General features: G+C 69.1%; 16 protein-coding genes. 7 read left to right on the plus strand and 9 right to left on the minus strand.

Annotation, left to right across the window (positions count from 1 at the left end):
• Positions 1 to 39 precede the first annotated feature (39 nt).
• On the minus strand, positions 40 to 807 hold the full coding sequence (locus ACIPJY_RS00095; RefSeq protein ID WP_400460815.1) for an SDR family NAD(P)-dependent oxidoreductase: 768 nt from the start codon (positions 805 to 807) through the stop codon (positions 40 to 42).
• Between the two features lie 114 nt (positions 808 to 921).
• Between ACIPJY_RS00095 and ACIPJY_RS00100 the strand changes: the two genes are divergently transcribed.
• Complete coding sequence (locus ACIPJY_RS00100; RefSeq protein WP_400460813.1) at positions 922 to 1,866, plus strand: AraC family transcriptional regulator N-terminal domain-containing protein; 945 nt, start codon at positions 922 to 924, stop codon at positions 1,864 to 1,866.
• 128 nt (positions 1,867 to 1,994) lie between these two features.
• Here the strand turns inward: ACIPJY_RS00100 and ACIPJY_RS00105 are convergent, their stop codons facing one another.
• A complete protein-coding gene (locus ACIPJY_RS00105; RefSeq protein ID WP_400460811.1) occupies positions 1,995 to 4,049 on the minus strand; it encodes a UvrD-helicase domain-containing protein in 2,055 nt (684 codons plus the stop codon).
• Between the two features lie 168 nt (positions 4,050 to 4,217).
• Positions 4,218 to 4,703 (minus strand): excalibur calcium-binding domain-containing protein, encoded by a 486-nt coding sequence (locus tag ACIPJY_RS00110; protein ID WP_400460809.1) that lies wholly within the window; start codon positions 4,701 to 4,703, stop codon positions 4,218 to 4,220.
• A gap of 412 nt (positions 4,704 to 5,115) precedes the next feature.
• Here ACIPJY_RS00110 and ACIPJY_RS00115 point away from each other — a divergent pair, with 412 nt between their 5' ends.
• The 3 genes from ACIPJY_RS00115 (at position 5,116) to ACIPJY_RS00125 (ending at position 8,218) form a co-directional block, all read left to right on the plus strand.
• Complete coding sequence (locus ACIPJY_RS00115) at positions 5,116 to 5,436, plus strand: nucleotide pyrophosphohydrolase (RefSeq protein WP_400460807.1); 321 nt, start codon at positions 5,116 to 5,118, stop codon at positions 5,434 to 5,436.
• On the plus strand, positions 5,423 to 7,135 hold the full coding sequence (locus ACIPJY_RS00120) for a DNA/RNA helicase domain-containing protein (RefSeq protein WP_400460805.1): 1,713 nt from the start codon (positions 5,423 to 5,425) through the stop codon (positions 7,133 to 7,135). The genes ACIPJY_RS00115 and ACIPJY_RS00120 overlap by 14 nt, the downstream gene beginning before the upstream one ends.
• 267 nt (positions 7,136 to 7,402) lie before the next feature.
• Positions 7,403 to 8,218, plus strand: a complete 816-nt coding sequence (locus ACIPJY_RS00125) for a hypothetical protein (protein ID WP_400468116.1) — start codon at positions 7,403 to 7,405, stop codon at positions 8,216 to 8,218.
• Here the strand turns inward: ACIPJY_RS00125 and ACIPJY_RS00130 are convergent.
• The 6 genes from ACIPJY_RS00130 to ACIPJY_RS00155 form a co-directional block, all read right to left on the minus strand.
• A complete protein-coding gene (locus ACIPJY_RS00130; RefSeq protein WP_400460801.1) occupies positions 8,203 to 8,607 on the minus strand; it encodes a (deoxy)nucleoside triphosphate pyrophosphohydrolase in 405 nt (134 codons plus the stop codon). The genes ACIPJY_RS00125 and ACIPJY_RS00130 overlap by 16 nt on opposite strands.
• Before the next feature lie 9 nt (positions 8,608 to 8,616).
• Positions 8,617 to 9,054, minus strand: coding sequence for a very short patch repair endonuclease (locus ACIPJY_RS00135; RefSeq protein ID WP_400460799.1), 438 nt, complete (start codon positions 9,052 to 9,054; stop codon positions 8,617 to 8,619).
• Positions 9,055 to 9,116: 62 nt separating this feature from the next.
• Complete coding sequence (locus ACIPJY_RS00140; RefSeq protein ID WP_400460797.1) at positions 9,117 to 10,142, minus strand: MupG family TIM beta-alpha barrel fold protein; 1,026 nt, start codon at positions 10,140 to 10,142, stop codon at positions 9,117 to 9,119.
• Positions 10,139 to 11,659, minus strand: coding sequence for a PTS transporter subunit EIIC (locus ACIPJY_RS00145; protein WP_400460795.1), 1,521 nt, complete (start codon positions 11,657 to 11,659; stop codon positions 10,139 to 10,141). The genes ACIPJY_RS00140 and ACIPJY_RS00145 overlap by 4 nt, the downstream gene beginning before the upstream one ends.
• A 31-nt stretch (positions 11,660 to 11,690) precedes the next feature.
• Positions 11,691 to 12,593: an N-acetylmuramic acid 6-phosphate etherase gene (murQ, locus tag ACIPJY_RS00150; RefSeq protein WP_400460794.1), complete on the minus strand. Its 903-nt coding sequence runs from the start codon at positions 12,591 to 12,593 to the stop codon at positions 11,691 to 11,693.
• A 13-nt stretch (positions 12,594 to 12,606) separates the two neighbouring features.
• Positions 12,607 to 13,497 carry a MurR/RpiR family transcriptional regulator gene (locus ACIPJY_RS00155; protein WP_400460793.1) on the minus strand — a complete coding sequence of 297 codons (891 nt, stop codon included), beginning with the start codon at positions 13,495 to 13,497 and terminating at the stop codon, positions 12,607 to 12,609.
• Positions 13,498 to 13,787: 290 nt separating this feature from the next.
• Here ACIPJY_RS00155 and ACIPJY_RS00160 point away from each other — a divergent pair, with 290 nt between their 5' ends.
• The 3 genes from ACIPJY_RS00160 (at position 13,788) to ACIPJY_RS00170 (ending at position 15,884) form a co-directional block, all read left to right on the plus strand.
• A complete protein-coding gene (locus tag ACIPJY_RS00160; RefSeq protein ID WP_400460791.1) occupies positions 13,788 to 14,018 on the plus strand; it encodes a DUF1653 domain-containing protein in 231 nt (76 codons plus the stop codon).
• An 11-nt stretch (positions 14,019 to 14,029) separates the two neighbouring features.
• Complete coding sequence (locus ACIPJY_RS00165) at positions 14,030 to 14,536, plus strand: GNAT family N-acetyltransferase (RefSeq protein ID WP_400460789.1); 507 nt, start codon at positions 14,030 to 14,032, stop codon at positions 14,534 to 14,536.
• A 277-nt stretch (positions 14,537 to 14,813) separates the two neighbouring features.
• Positions 14,814 to 15,884 carry a hypothetical protein gene (locus tag ACIPJY_RS00170; RefSeq protein WP_400460788.1) on the plus strand — a complete coding sequence of 357 codons (1,071 nt, stop codon included), beginning with the start codon at positions 14,814 to 14,816 and terminating at the stop codon, positions 15,882 to 15,884.
• Positions 15,885 to 15,922 lie beyond the last annotated feature (38 nt).

Here is a 15,922-nt window from a genome sequence, read left to right on the forward strand (position 1 = left end):
CCGATCCGATCGAGAGAAACCGTCGTCGTCCGGTGCCGCTCAGCGCATCCGCGTCGATGCGATCCCGCCGTCGACGTCGATCGTGCCGCCGTTCACGAATGCGGCCTCGTCCGACACGACCCACCGCACGGCACGAGCGATGTCCACGGGCTGCACCGGACGGCCCGCCGGGGTGCCTTGCGTCATCGCTGCCAGGGCGTCGGCCGAGTCCGCGTTGCCCGGCGTCGCGGTCGCACCCGGGGCCACGGTCACGACGCGGATCCCGCGCTGCCCGTACTCCGCGGCCCAGGCTCGGGTCAGCTGCTCGACCGCGGCCTTCGTTGCCGGGTACAGCGCCATGAACGGCACGCCGACCCGGGCCATCCACGAGCCGATGTTCACGACGTTCCCGCCGCCGCGGGACATCATCGACGGCGCGAGTGCCGCGACGAGTACGTGTGGGGCTCGGATGTTCGTCGCGAGAAGTGCGTCGACCGTGTCGTCGGACAGCGACTCCGTGGGGCCGCCCGGATACACGCCGGCGTTGTTCACGAGGACGTCGACGTGCCCGCCCAGCTGCTCGATGGCGGCGGCAGCGAGTGCCCGGACCTCGTCGGGGCTGCCTGACAGGTCGGCGACGAGCGGCACGGCACGGCCTCCCTGACGCTGGATGTCGGCCGCGACGGCACGGGTGCGTGCTCCGTCACGCCCGGCGACGCCGACAGTCATGCCGGCTGCGGCGAGTTCGCGGGCGATGGCCTCGCCGATGCCGCTCGAGGCTCCGGTCACGAGGGCGGTTCGTGTGGTTTTGTTCGGTGTTGTCGTCATGATCCGATGCTCGGTCTCCCCGGGCAGTCCCTGGTTGCCTGCCTCCACGAAGACCTTGCCGGATCCCGCAGCACGGGCCCGTCGCCGTCAGTCACCCTGGGTAGGTTTGCCGACGTGGACGACCTGACTGCCCTGCACCTCGACCGCGCCGTGTCGATCGCGTCCACGCACGCCGCCGTCCTCGGGACAGACCACCACGACGCTGCCGCGCGAGCGGGGTCCGCGCACCGTGCCGACGCGCTCGGCCTCACCGTCTCCCGCGTGTTCGAGCCGACCGGTCTGTTCGACCGCCGCTACGTACCGTCGTTGTCCGTCGTCCTCCGCGGTCGCAAGCGCTCGATCGTCGGGGACGACGACCAGGTCTGGGGCCGCGGGCGGTTCATCATCACCCCTGTCGACCTGCCCGTCGTGGCTGGCGTCGTCGACACCGCCGGCGGTGACGGGTTCGTCTCCGCCGTCTGGCGCCTCGACCCGACCGTCGTCGCCGAGGTCGTGTCGTCGATGTCCGCGCCGTCCGCGTCGCATCGCGGCGAGGTGCCCAGACTCGGAACCTGGACCGCGCCGCTCGCCGACGCGTTCGCGCGACTGCTCGCCCTGCTCGACGCACCCGAGGACGTCCCGGTGCTCTTCCCGCTCGTCTCGAGGGAGATCGTCCTGCGCCTGCTGCAGACCGAGCAGGCGCCACGCATCACCGCGGCACTCGACGGTTCCGGCACCTCGGTCGTCGCCGCCGCGACCGCGCTGCTCACCGGACGCATGGCCGAGCCGTGGTCGATGGGCCGCCTCGCCCGCGAGCTCCGGGTCAGCGAGTCCACCCTGTTCGCACGCTTCAAGGAAGCGACCGGCATGACTCCCGCGCAGTACCTCAAGCGGACCCGGCTCGGCGAAGCACGTCGGCGGATGATCGTCCACGGCGACACCGCCGCCCGCGCTGCTACGGCCGTCGGCTTCCGCAGCGCGTCCCACTTCTCGAGGGACTACCGGGAGGCGTACGGGCGTCCGCCGGCGGCGGACGCGGTCGCGGCGCGGGCGCAGCTCGCGTTGGCGACGGCGGTGTAGCGGGAGAGGGCGACTGCTTACTCCGTCGTTGCTGGCCCCGGGTCTGGGGAACCGATGTCGCGACGTCGATCACCCGGCATGGACGCCCGGGATCGCGAGCGCCACACGCTCCGTGGAGTACGGCCTGGTCAGGCGCGGCCGAGCGAACCGACCCAGAGGCCGTCACGAGCCCGGGTCATCCCGACGTACAGCTCGCGGCGGTCGAGTTCACGGCGCTCGCGGGCAGCGACGGACTCGGTGTCGGGAGCGTCGAGGAGCAGCTTCGCCGGTACGTGTGGGAGCAGGACCTGCTTGAACTCGAGGCCCTTCGCACGCTTGATGGTGCCGACGCGGACCCGGTCGGAGCTCTTGCCCGCGTAGTTCTCCAGCGACACCGACGCCACGCCCGCCGCGTCGAGGGCCGCCATGACCTTGTCAGCTTGCGGGTTCGTCGCGGTCAGGATGCCGATGTCGCCGCGGCCGGTTCCCACCAGACGCAGGACCTCCTCCACGCGGGCGAGCAGCGCGACATCGTGCTCGGCGCGGTCCGCGAAGCGGTGGACCCTCGGCTTCGGGCCGGAGCGGGTGACGTCGGACACGGTGTCACCGGCACCGTCGACGCCCTCGATGTCGACGAACTGGTCGTCGGCCACCATCTGCTTGGCGAAGTCGAGGATCTCCGCCGTGTTCCGGTGGTTCACGTCGAGGACGACGCCGCGCCCGGCCAGGCTGATACCGACCTCGCCGAGGGTGTACCCACCCGGGTAGATCGTCTGCTGGCCGTCGCCGATCAGCGTGAGCCCGTCCGGCCGGTCGCCGACGAGGGCGTGCAGCAGCGAGACCATCGCGCACGACAGGTCCTGCGCCTCGTCCACGATGACGGCGTCGTAGCGGTCTAGCGGCTGGTCGCGGAGGGCATCGCGGGCGAGCAGGACCACGTCCTCGAAGTCGCAGACGCGTCGCTCGCGCAGATTCGCCGAGTACGTCTCGTACAGGTCCCACACCGCCTGCCGGACCTCCACCGGCAGCGCGTGCTTCCGCCCCACGCGTGCCAGATCGGCGTACTCGTCGAAGTGCGTCAGGCCGCGTCCCTTGATGACGTGCCCGATCTCCTCCTCCCAGTACCGGCGCGTGAAGCGCGGAGCGCGCAGTGGACTGGAGGCTCCGATCACGTTCCATGCGTCGGCGAACGCGCGCTGGGCCTCCAGTCCGTCGATGCGGAACGCGACCCCGCGCTCCTTCAGGAGCTGGCTGGCGAAGGCGTGGACGTTGACGAAGTCGACGCGGTCGACCATGTCCGGGGCGAGGCGCTCCAGGAGCGACCGCAGGACCGCCGAGAGGGTGCGGATGTAGGTGGTGAAGAGGACGCGACCGCCGGTCGCGCGTGCCAGGTAGGCAGCGCGGTGGAGGCCGACGACGGTCTTGCCGGTGCCTGCCGCACCACGGATGCGGGCGGGGCCGTTGAAGTTGCGGCGGACGAGTTTGGCCTGGGTGGGGTCCAGGAAGGCCATCCATTCCTCGATGGGGGCGTCGAGGACGCCGTCGAGGAGGCGGTCGTGAAGGTCTTCGGAGTCGATGAGCGGCGCGGGGTCGCGGGGCAGGACCGTGGCTGGGATGAGGATCTGGGCCGGGACGGCGTGGTCCTCGCCGATCACCGGGAAGTGGGCGAGGACAGCAGTGAGGAGCTGGTCGACACGCGTCGCGCTCAGTCGCCGACCACGCTTCGTGATGTGCGCGATGAGGTCGTGGACGCCGACGACGTCGACCGAGGCGACTTCGGCGTGCACACGCTTCTGGCCTGCGAGGGCGACCACCGCGTGGACCTCGCCCGGTGGGAGGCCGATCTCCGCGAGCGCGGACTCGGTGCTGTACGCGAGGTCGGCGAGGCGTGCGACGTCGTCGGTCACGTCCTCTTGGCCGCGGGTGATGCGGCCGGCGTGCACCGCGACGTCGCGCCAGGCCTTGGTGTCGACGATGAAGACGCCGGCGCTGCCGACGACGACCATGTCGACCTGGGCTGTCTTGCTGCCGGGCCAGCGTCGGTCAGCGAGCAGGTGGTAGCCGATGCCGGCCAGGGGAGCGAGGACCTTCGCCGTCTCACTCTCGGTGCGGTGGGCGATCTCGAAGCGACCGGCGCGGGCTTCGGCTTCGTCCGCTTGGCGTCGGAGTTCGTGGGCGCGGCCTCGTTGGCGGCGAGCTTCCACTTGCGCTGAGTCGCCGGCGATCGTCATCGTGTGCTGTCTCCTCGGCCGGGCGCCTCCCTCGGGCGTGCGGTCGTGAGCCATTCTCGTGGGCCGTGGAGATGGTCGGGAGCACCAGTTGTGGGGGGGGGGGACTCGGGCAACAGGAGAGATTGCCGCTCGGTCGCGGGTTCAGTCCTCGCAGCCGGTGCCGTCTCCATCGCGATCGAGCTTGCGAGAATATCCTGGGTCGCCGACTCGGACGGGAGCGGCTCCAGCCGCGCGGGCGGCGTCGCAGTTCGCGAAGTAGACCGAGGCGGTGGCGGGAGCCGGCTGCGCTGCTGCGGCCGCCTGCTCGGCCGCAGCAGCGGCAGCCGCCTTGGCGTCAGCGGCTGCTTGTGCCGCCGCTGCATCCGCAGCTGCCTTCGCGTCAGCCGCCGCTTGCGCTGCGGCTGCTTCATCTGCCGCCTTCTGCGCTTCGACTTCGGCGGCTGCCTTCGCAGCCGCGGAGGCCGAAGCGGATGCCCGCGCCGCAGACGCTTCCGGGCTCGAAGCAACGAGGGCGGCGGGCTTGTCCGCCCCCACGCCGGCGGAACTGCAAGCACCGAGGGTGAGCAGGAGCGCAGCGGCGCACGTCGCGACGAGGACAGGACGGAAGCGGCTCAGCGACCGATGCATACGAAGAACTCCAAACCTGAGGAAACATCCATCATCTCGATGTTGGTGGACGTTGACCAGGCCCCATGGTGGGGGTTGCGCGTGTGCGCGGCGGATTGTGATTCGACCTCCGAGATCACGGATGACACGTGGCCGAGAACGGGTGGTGCGGTGCGCTTGCGGCGGGCCATGCGCGCCCGGCCCGAGCACGAAGCTGCATGCGCCGGCGCGATCGTGACTGGACGCGTGCCTGTCGTCGACGATCGGGTGGGTGCGATGGGTGTCCAGCGGCGCCGCGTCGCTGGTGGAACTGCCGGGCACTCCTCCGCGCCGGCGTTCCAGCGTTCGACGGTGCGGCCGTGCGCCTCGACACCGGCGGACTCGATCTGACCGCTGACATGGGTGACCTCATCGCGGCTGCTACCGTGCCGTCATGGCAGATGAGGGGCTCCGCGACGAACTCCGGGAGTTCGTCGCGGAACGCGAGTGGGCTCAGTTCCACTCTCCCGAGAACCTGGCGAAGAGCATCTCGATCGAGTCGGCCGAGCTCCTGGAGTGCTTCCAGTGGTCTGCGCAGGCGGATGTGGATCGAGTGAAATCAGAACTCGCCGACGTGTTGACGTACTGTCATCTGCTCGCGGACCGTCTCGGCCTCGACGCTTCCACGATCGTGCGCGAGAAGCTCGCCGTGACTCGCGAGAAGTACCCGATCGACCGCGCGCGTGGACGAAGCGTGAAGTATGACCAGCTTTGAGATCGCAAAGTGGCCGTTCAACGAAAAGCACCTGCGGTTGTGGCGTGAAGCAGATCCGCGGCTGCTGAACTGGCCGGTCGTGTACATCCTGGACGACGGCGAGCGGGTCTATGTCGGCGAGACGCTCAACACGGCATCTCGGATGCGGCAGCATCTCGACTCCGATGTGCGGGGAACGTTGAAGGCCGTTCGTCTGGTACTCGACGGCACGTTCAACAAGTCTGTCTGTCTCGACCTCGAATCGCAGCTCATCGGGCTGTTCGCCGGCGACGACAAGTACACCGTGCTCAACAGCAACAAGGGGGTCGTGAACGCCGACTACTTCGACCGAGAGCGATATCGCGGGACGTTCGAGCAGGTGTTCGAGGCGCTACGGGAACAGGACCTCTTCACGCGGAGCATCTCCGAGATCGAGAACAGCGAGCTCTACAAGCTCTCTCCGTTCAAGGCGCTCAACCATGACCAGGCCGTCGTCATGGAAGACATCCTCGAGGGGCTGTTCAGCGACCTCACGTCGAGTGCCGGAAGCACGATCGTGGTGCAGGGAGACCCCGGCACCGGGAAGACGATCGTCGCTGTCTACCTCCTCAAGCTCCTCCGGGACATCGCGAACGGAATCGGCGTCGACGAGATCGATGGGGACTCGATGTTCTCGGACTACTTCACGGAGGAGAATCGCGGGCGGTTGGCAGGTGCGCGTGTCGGCCTCGTCGTGCCGCAACAGGCACTCCGTGCATCTCTGAAGCGCGTGTTCCGGAAGACGCCAGGTCTCGACGCTTCGATGGTCCTCACGCCATTCGAGGTCGGGAAGAGCACTGAGAAGTGGGACTTGCTGGTCGTCGACGAATCGCACCGGCTGAACCACCGAGCGAACCAGGCATCCGGTCCGCAGAACAAGAGCTTCGGGGACATCAACGAGGCACTCTTCGGCGCTGACGGCGATGGGTACACGCAGGTCGATTGGATCCGGGAGCAGAGCACCCACCAGGTGTTCCTGCTCGACTCGGAGCAGAGCGTGCGACCCGCGGATCTGCCCCCGCGGCTCCAGGCCGAGCTCGTTCGGGCTGCTCGGGCTCGCGACCGCTACTACCGCCTCTTCACGCAGATGCGAGTCCAGGGTGGAGCAGACTACGTGTCCTACGTCCGAGCGATCATGCGCGGTGAATCGCCCCGCCCACGAACGTTCGGCGACTACGAGTTCCGGATGTTCGAAGACCTCGGCGACATGCATGACGCGATCCGCGCCAAGGACGGCGAGGTGGGTCTCTCGCGGCTCGTTGCCGGGTACGCGTGGGAGTGGAAGAGCAAGCGTGACCCGGGCGCGATCGACATCGAGGTCGACGGTCGGCAGCTCAGGTGGAACCAGACCCAGACCGACTGGATCACCTCCTCCGGGGCGGTCGAGCAGGTCGGGTCCATCCACACCGTCCAGGGCTACGACCTCAACTTCGTGGGAGTGGTCATCGGACGAGACCTGCGATTCGACGTCCCCACGCAGCGGATCGTGTTCGACAGGTCGAACTACTTCGACAAGAAGGGCATGGAGAACAACCCGCGGCTCGGAATCACGTACTCGGACGAGGACCTGCGCAGGCTCGTCGCGAACGTCTACTCCGTCTTGTTGACCCGCGGGGTTCGAGGGACGTTCGTCTACGTCGTGGACTCGGAGCTACGCCGGCACCTTCGTCAGTTCTTCTGACGATCGCGGGGACAGAACTGCCTGGAGACGCGCACACGGTGGTCCGACCCTCCAACTGGGGCCACGTGGCCTGCGCTCCCTCGCGAAGCACGTCGTTAGCCTCTCGACCGTTAGGAAAACGGGCGAGGGGGAGAAATGCGGACGTTCTGGGTCAACCAAGGGCAGACCTTCGAGGAGGAGCGGCGAGCGCGTGTGCTCTGGGCACCGAAACTGTCGCGCCCACGTGAGGGTCAGGACGTCGGCACTCCGCGTGGACATTGGGATCGCATGCTCGAAGCGTCGGCCGGAGATCTCGTCTTTCACTATTCGCGTGGCGCGGTTCGCGCGTGGAGCAACGTGCTCGCTCCTGCCTTCGACGGGCCGCCGCCGTTCGAGGACCCGACCACTCGATGGTCAGTCGACGGCAGGGTGATCCGCGTCGAGATGCAAGAGCTCGACAGCCCGATCGACCTGGACGACATCCCGCTCGAGCTCCGGACCGAGCGTGACGTCACGGGATGGCCGTTCTCGCGGAGCGGTGCCGTCAAGCAGGTGTACCTCACCGAAGTCGATGGTTCACTCGCCGACTGGCTGTTGAGCGAAGTCGGCCTGCGTGTCGATGTTGCACAGCTCTCCGCATGGCCGGACCAGGTGGGCGATGTACAGATCGAGTACCGCGGCGACCGTCGGGTCGTCGTCAACGCTCGCGGCGAGCAGAGTCTCTTGCGTAAGCACCTCTTCGGTGATGACCTGCTCGCGACATGCGCCCTGTGCGGCCGTGATCTCCCCGTCGCGATGCTCGTCACCGCGCACATCAAGAGGCGAGCTGACACGTCGCGTGCTGAACGAGGCCGTACGGACACGGTCATGCCGGCGTGTCTGATCGGATGTGACTCGCTCTTCGAGCTCGGCTACGTGACCGTTGCGCGTGGAGGGACTGTCGAACGCGGCCCCCGCCGGACCCCGATGACCGACGACCTCGCCCGCGCCCTCGACGCATTGATCGGGCGTACCTGCAGCGTCTGGAGCGAGGCCACGGAGCAGCACTTCGCGCACCACCGTCGGTTCCAGAAGGCGAGAGCGCGCAGCTACGGCTTGAGTTGACCATCCGCGAGGACCCGGACGGCCGGAAGATCGGGTAGCGCCCAGTCGAGCCGAGAGAGCTCTGTCGGAGCAATCCAGCGCAGCTCGTCGTGGTCGGTGCTCTCGAGGGGCCATGCGTCGTCGGATCGAGCGCGATAGCAGGCGAGGTCTATGAGGACGTCGCCGACACGAGTGGTCTCCCGAATGACCAGCTGCCCGAGGCGAACCTCCAGGTGGAGTTCTTCGCTGATCTCGCGCACGAGTGCATCTCTCGGATCCTCGTTCGGTTCGACTTTCCCACCCGGGAACTCCCAGAGGCCGGCGGACGGTCTCCCGGGGGCTCGTCGGCAGGCGAGGACCTGACCGTCCCCCCTGGTGATCACCGCCGCGACGACCTCGATGACCTGCATGCGTCAGTTCTACCGTGTTGCGCCTCTGGCTATGGCGTCCCAGCGATCCAGAGCCTGCTCGACGAGGTCCGCGGCGTCGTTCGTCTCCTCGTGCTCCCACACCCGGACGACCCGCCACCCCTCTGAGACCAGGATCGCTTCGTTGGAAGCGTCACGCTGTCGGTTCGCCGACAGCTTGGAGCGCCAAAGGGCAGCGTTGGCCTTCGGGAGGTGCGCATGCTCCTCACACCAGTGCCAGAAGCACCCATCGACGAACACCGCGATCCGAGCCCGAGGGAAGACGATGTCGGGTCGAGCGCGCGAGTTCTCACTCACCCGGCGATCCACGAAGAACCGCCGGCCGCGAGCATGGAGCTCCCGACGGAGGGCGAGTTCTGGCGCGGTGTCCCGCCGACCGAACCGAGCCATGTGTCGACGTCGTGCGTCATCCGCCTCCCAGACCTGCATCCGACGACGCTAGAGGCCTGCGCGCCTCCGAATCCGCCCGGCGGAGGGGCAGTGAGTCGAGGTCAACGCAACGAGATCGTGGAGGAGTGATCCCTGGTCGGACTCGCGCCCGCAGCAAGCGCCCCGAGCACGGCCACGCGGTCGTCAGCCGGCAACTCCCGCAACACGATCGCCACCTCCCCGCAGTATCTCCCCGCCGACGCCAACTGCACCGTGACCGCCCCCGCGGGCCTCGGCTGCCCACCCACCTCGGGCAGCGGCAACCCCGCGAACCGCTCCCGCGAGTGCTCCAACCGGATCATGGCCTCGGCGGCGTCGGGTCGGTCGCGCTCGGGAACAGCAAGCGCCGCGATGACCGACGGGTGCACACCCGGAGCGGCGACTCCGTCGAGCACGACCACGTCATCGCGGACGAACGACCCCAGCCGCGACCAAGAGTGCTCCGTCAGTGCGGGGTCCCCGACGTACACGTCGTCCACACCCGCGTCGACGAGCTCGACCGCCTGGAGCAGTGGCGGCGCGACACGATGCGCCTCGACAGTGGGCAGCCCCTCGCCGAGCGGCCCGCGGCGGACGGCATCACCAGCGATGAACGCCCCGACCCGCCACCCGAACTGCCGAGCGACGGACACGGACGACGAGACGGACGCCAACGCCAGCCCGGTCCACTCCCGCGGGTAGAAGTTGTGGATGAGCTCGACGTCGAGATCCGCGAACGGCGAGAGGTCGGCTGCGCGAAGGGTGCTGGCGTTGAGCGCGATCGGCAGGATCGCAGCGATCTGGCGGATCGAAGCCACCGAGAACCCGAAGTCGATCCGCACGCGAGACACACCGATCGACCGCAGGAACTCCCACGGCGAATCACCGAGCAGTCGAGCGGTGTTTGGGGAGACGTCCGTCACGACCGAGAGTCCCGACGCCGCAGCGGCCGACACGATCGACGTCGCGGTGTCGCGAGCACCTGCGGGGGAGTCCTCCGGGATGTGCAGCGACGTGAACGCGAGGGTCGCACCAGCGGACGCCGCTGCAGCGAAGGTCGCCGGCGCAAGGGTGGGATGTGCCAGGTAGGCACTCGCTCCCAATCTCACGGGCGCGGAGCCGTCGAGGCGGACACCGGCGACACCGGCACGTCGAGCGGCGCATCGGGAGCGACCGGGTCACCGGCGTCACCCGCGGCCGACTGCGCCTCCAGGTCAGCACGCACGGAGTCCGAGACCCCGAAGAACAACGTCGCCACGAACCCCACGACGTACGCGGTCACGAGCCCCGCCCCGTACCCGAGGAGCGCCCACCCGTACCCGCTCGACCCGTTGAGCAGCGGGATGAGCGACAGGTCCGAGGCGCCGATCGCGATCGCCCCGACGGAGTGCCCGAGCTGGTCGAACAGCCCGACGACCCCGCCACCGAACGCCCCACCGATGCACGCGGTGATGAACGGCCGCCCGAGGGGGAGTGTCACACCGTAGATGAGCGGCTCGCCGACCCCGAGGAGCCCGGCGGGCAGCGCACCGCGGATCGTGCGGGACAGTGCAGCGTTCGAGCGGAAGCGGATCCAGAGCGCGATCGCAGCACCGATCTGCCCGGCCCCGCCCATCGCGAGCACGGGGAGCAGCACGGTCCACCCGGTCTGGTCGATCAGCGTGGTGTGGATCGGCGTGAGCGCCTGGTGCATGCCGGTCATGACGAGCGGCAGGAAGAGCCCGCCCAGGACGAACCCGGCGAACGCCCCGCCGTTCGCGAGGAGCCAGGTTGCGGCGGTGCCGATCGCGACGGAGACGACACCGGCGACGGACATCAGGATGCCCAGGGTGATCGACCCGGCGACCAGGACGGTCACGGTCGGCACGACGATGAGCGCGATGACGTCCGGCGTGACCCGGCGCATGAACCGCTCGACGTAGGCGGCGAGGATGCCGCCGGCCATCGCGCCGAGCACCCCGCCCTGCCCGGGCGCGAGCGTCTCGCCGAACACGGTGACGTTCGCGACGCCGGCGGCGACGATGATGCCGCCGACGGCGCCGCCGAGGATCGGCGTGCCGCCGAACTCCTTCGCGGCGTTCATCCCGACGAAGACGGCGAGCAGGGACAGGAACCCGCTGGAGAGCACCCCGAGGAACGGCGTCACACCGGGCAGCCACCCGAGGTTCGTCAGGATGCCGTTGATCCCGGCGATGAGCCCGCACGCGATGAGCGCGGGGATGAGTGGGATGAAGATCGCGGAGATCTTCCGGATGGCGCGCATGGTCCGGCCGTCCGACCGGGATCGCGCGGCCGCCTTGATGGCCGCGCCACGAGCGGCGAGCTCCTCCGGCGAGGCACCCGAACCGCCTGAACCGCCCGAAGCGCCAGGCTCCGACGACCGGAGCGTGTCCAGCGAGGACGCCACCCGGTCGACGAGCCCTGGCCCGAGCACGATCTGCAGGTTCGACCCGGCGGCGATCGCGGCCATCACCCCGTCCGTCGCCTTGAGTCCGTCGAGATCGACGGGTGACGTCGAAGCCACCTCGACCCGGAGTCGGGTCATGCAGTTCTCGACGTCCGAGATGTTCGAGGACCCTCCGACGGCGTCGAGGATCTGCTGTGCGAGTTGCTGTGCATCGGCCATTGCTGTGCTCCTCAGGGGGAATCGGGTCGGGTCAGGAGAGGACCGCGCGGAGTGAACCGTCGGCAGCCGCGAGACGAGCGCGTGCCGACTGAGCGGACAGCCCGGTGAGCACCACGGCGATCGCGGTCTTCACCTCGCCGTCCGCGTCGGCGAGCGCGGCGGCGACCACGTCCGACGACGCCCCGGTCACGTCCTGCACGAGCGAGAACGACCGCGCCGCGAGCTTCTCGTTCGTCGCCCGGACGTCGACCATCCGGTTGCCGAACGTCTTGTGCCGCCGGACCATCGCGAGCGTGGTCAGCATGTTGAGCACGAGCTTCTGCGCGGTGCCGGCCTTGAGCCGGGTCGATCCGGCGATGAACTCCGGCCCGACGACGACGTCGATGGCGATGTCGGCGACCCGACCCGCTGCGGAACCCGCGTTGCACGCGACGGAGACCGACGTGGCGGACCGGCGCCGGGCCTCCAGGACGGCTGCGATGACGTAGGGCGTCCTGCCGGACGCGCTGATCCCGACGACCACGTCGCGGCTGTTCAGGCCGATCGCGTCGAGGTCGCGGACGGCGGCCGCTTCGTCGTCCTCCGCGCCTTCGACGGCGGTGGTGAGCGCGACGGCGCCGCCGGCGATCAGGCCGACCACCTGGCCGGGGTCGGTCCCGAAGGTGGGTGGGCACTCGCTGGCGTCGAGGACGCCGAGCCGGCCCGGCGTTCCCGCGCCGACGTAGACGAGTCTGCCGCCCTCCTGGAACGCTGCGGCGATGCGGTCGGCGGCCTGGGCGACGGCCGGGAGGCACGGCCCCAGTGCGGCGGGCACGCTGCGGTCCGCAGCGTTCATGCGTTCCGCCGCTTCCAGCGTCGTGATCAGGTCGATGTCGTCGAGGGAGGGATCGGTCGCCTCGGTCGTGAGGCTCTTGAGTTCGTCGCGGAGGTCCATGGTGGTGCTCGATTCAGGAACGGTGGTGTGTGCGGACGGCGGCGCGGCTGCGTGCCAGGAGCGGGCGGGAGCGGTCGTCGGTGCGCTGGGCGACGACGATGAACAGGGCGTCGACGATGGCGAGCTGGCTCATCCGGCTGCCCATCGCGGCGGGGCGCAGGTCGCTCTCGGCGCCGGCGACCCCGAGCAGGACGTGGTCAGCGTGGCGGGTGAGCGGGGCGTTCGCGTGGCCGGTGATCGCGACGACGGTGGCCTCGTGCATCTTGGCCTCGGTGGCGACCTCGAGGACCTCGGTGGTGGTGCCCGAGTGGCTCGTGATCACCAGGACGTCGTCCGGGCCGAGGACGCTCGCGAGCGTCAGGGCGTTGTGCGGGTCCTCGGTGATCGAGCTCGCGATGCCGATGCGCTCGAGCTTGAGGTGCAGGTCGCGGGCGACGATGCCGCTCGCGCCGACGCCGTACAGCACGACCCGTCGTGCCCCTCTGACCGCGTTCGCTGCCTCGCCGAGCGCTGCCGGGTCGAGGGCGGCGCGGGTGTCGGTCATCACCGCGCGGACGTCCTCGGTGACCTTCGCGATCACCGTAGCGACATCGTCGTCGACCCCGACGCCGGCGTGGATCTCGGCGTGCTGGTGGATGCCGCGCTCGACGGCTCGGGTCATGCTGCGCTGGAGTTCGGCGTAGCTGGCGAAGCCGAGGTGCCGGGCGAAGCGGGACACGGTGGCGGCGCTGACGTTGGCGCGCTCGGCGAGGTCGGCGGCGCTGCCGTTGGCCGTGTCCTTCGGGTCCTGGAGCACGGCGTCGGCGATCGCCCGCATGCTGGTCGGCATCGTGGCGCTCTGCGTCCGCACGAGGGCGAAGGCGTCGGCGCGGTCGGTGCGCGGGGGAGTCGTCGGCGCTGGCATGCGTTCAATGAAAGTGCATTGCATGCTTGCGCGCTAGGCGTGAAAGTAAATTCCGTGTTTCGTGGTGCCGCGTGCACTCCTCTGGGTGGTCCCGCGTGGTGCGGGGTGGATGCGCACAACGGAAACCGCCCCGCACCATGTGCTTGCGTGGTGCGAAGCGGTTTCGGTTGTGCGGCGGCTGCTGCGGCGGCGGCTGCGGCGGCCACCGGCGGGGAGGACTGGTGCACAACGCTCCGAATCGAGGCGTGGCTCCGGGCTGAAGACCACCCGGAGGCTCGTAGCATCTGATCGTGAGCAGCGACGTGACGCCCGGACGGTACCGGCACTTCAAGGGCGGCGAGTATGAAGTGCTGCTCCTGGCACGTGACACCGAGACCGAGGAGCCAGTGGTCGTCTACCAGGCGCTGTACGGCGAACGCGGCCACTGGGTCCGTTCGCTCGCCGACTTCACTGCGCACGTCGTCCGGGACGGCTACGACGGACCGCGGTTCGTGCCGGCGGCGCCACCAGCGCGCGGGTGATGGTCGGGAACATGGCGCACGAGGTCCGTGATCTGGCGCAGGACGACGTCGACGCCCTGCAGGAGCTGCTCGAGTCGTTCCCCGCGTACGCCGAGCGGATCACCGGCTACCCGCCCGGCCCGTCCGACGCGCTCTCCGCCGTGATCTCGGTGCCGCCCGGGTTCGACCCCGCGGGCAAACGGAGCATCGGCCTCTTGGAGGACGGGCAGCTGGTCGCCTTCGCCGACGTGCTGCTCGGCTACCCGGACCCAGCCACCGCGTACATCGGGTTGCTGATCGTGCACGGCTCCCGTCGGGGGGACGGCCTCGGCCGGCGACTGCACGATGCCGTCATCGACCGGGTGCGACAGGAGACCGGCGCGTCCCGGACGCGGCTCGGTATCGTCGACAGCAACGCCGACGTGGCCGAGCCGTTCTGGACTGCCCTCGGCTACGAGCGCACGGGGGAGATCAAGCCGTACCGCTACGACAAGCTCCGGAGTACCGTCAGCATGTGGGCGCGATCGACGGAGCGCTGAGCGCAGCCCGCGAAGCCGCACGCGCGCGGGTCTTCAGCGCGCCGATCGGCCGCGGGCAGCGTCGATCGTAGCGATGATCGTCGGGGCGCCCCAGACCAGGAAACGCGGCGGTCGAGCTCCGGATCGCACGACGACCTCGATCTGCCGAGACGGTCCCCGGGAAGCGTCCGCACCTGAATGATCCCGTGTGGGATCCCGAAGTCGACCCGGACGAGATTGAACCGGTGCGGGTTGACCACCGGGCGCGTGTGTCAGCGGTCTCCGGGAGGCTTTGTCCGTGACAGAGACTTCCTCCACGCTGTGGCAGATCGTGTTCTTGACGTTCTACAACACCGGCGCGATCTGCGTCGCTGTCTGGTTCCTGTACTTGTACGTGGTGATTCTGAGTCAGGGGAGCCGAAATGCGGTCCTGAAATTGAGCCGGCTCGAGCAGCGCTGCGCCGGCGCGATGCTTCGCGAGCCTCCCTCGCACCGAGCGTGGCAACGGTTCCGGTCAAAGCACCTTTCGACTGCCCAAGGGGTACGGCGCGCTCAACGGCTGCTCTTCCGGCCAGCGTCATGGCTCGGCCTCGTCATCCTCGTCGACCTCCTCGGTATCGCAGGGTTGCTCGCGGTTACATCGATGACGAGTGATGTTCCTCGTTCGTGGGATGAGGCGGCCTTTGCGTTGGCGTTCTTCTCGGCCGTTCCGTGGCTGACGGCGATGTTGCTCGAGCGCGTGTTTTGGCACCGGCGCGCCAGGAGCGAGTGGGAGGTCGTCCTGCTCGGAGAAGCGCTGGCGGCCGAGGCAGCGAACGAACTCGACCAGGACTACGTCGGTCGGCAGACCGCTCGTGTCCTGGGCGCGCTCGGAAGGCGCCTTCCGCGTGGAAGCGCACGACAGGGGCACACCGCGGAAGGGCGCGTGTGGCTTCTCAAGACTCAACCATCAGTTCACATGAGGGCGGAGCTCGTGACCACTGATGTCACCGAGAAGCGCGAATGGTCAGGCTGGGTCGCGTCGTGGCTTGACGTGGTCAGCGAGTCGTTCGAACCTCGTCCAGAACCTGCCTGGTCACGCGCGCCTCTCGGTCCCACGCTCCCTTCCAAGGACCCTGACGTGATCGGTCTCGGTGCGCTCATCGCGATCTGCTGTGGCTTCGGACTGGTTGGCGTCGTGTTCGCGGCGTTCTCCAGCGGCTTCGACTCATCGGCGGTGTGGGACGCTTGGGATTCGACAGCGGGCCGTCTGACCACTTTCGTCGGCCTCGTCGGAGCGGTGTTGGGCATTGTCGGCTTCCGACGTGGACGGACTGCCGTCGGCGCGCGACTGGGCAGCAGCGCTCGCCGGGTCGGAGCTCACCCATGAGTCAACGGTGGTGTCGGCCCCCGCCCCTAGGGTGAAGC

Origin of the sequence: Curtobacterium sp. NPDC090223 (genome assembly GCF_044746585.1) — a bacterium.
Classification (GTDB): Bacteria; Actinomycetota; Actinomycetes; order Actinomycetales; family Microbacteriaceae; genus Curtobacterium.